Source organism: Arthrobacter sp. CMU6 (assembly GCF_059090205.1).
This window is the reverse complement of sequence record NZ_JBNHFL010000117.1, coordinates 1-296: the sequence shown is the minus strand read 5'-3', so window position 1 is coordinate 296 and position 296 is coordinate 1. Positions and strand designations below refer to the sequence as shown.

At 60.8% G+C, this 296-nt stretch carries 1 pseudogene; it reads left to right on the top strand.

Going from position 1 to position 296, the window contains the following annotated elements:
* Positions 1-13 precede the first annotated feature (13 nt).
* Positions 14-296 (top strand): annotated as a pseudogene (locus AC5RWD_RS23315) (NAD(P)/FAD-dependent oxidoreductase); the annotation flags it as partial.

Sequence of the window (296 nt, the reverse complement as noted above, 5' to 3'; positions counted from 1 at the left end):
CGAGGACATCGGCATGCAGGCCCACAAGATGGGCGCCGCATCCATCACCATGAGCTACCGCACCAACCCCATGGGCTACCACTGGCCCGAGACCACCATCGAACGGCCGCTCGTCACCCACTTCCAAGGCAGCACCGCATACTTCAGCGACGGCACCCACGACGATTTCGACGCCGTCGTACTCTGCACCGGATACCAACACAAATACCCGTTCCTGCCCAGCGAACTGTCCCTGAAATCCCCCAACGTCCTCTACCCGGGCAACCTCTACAAAGGCGTGGTCTGGCAACAGAACA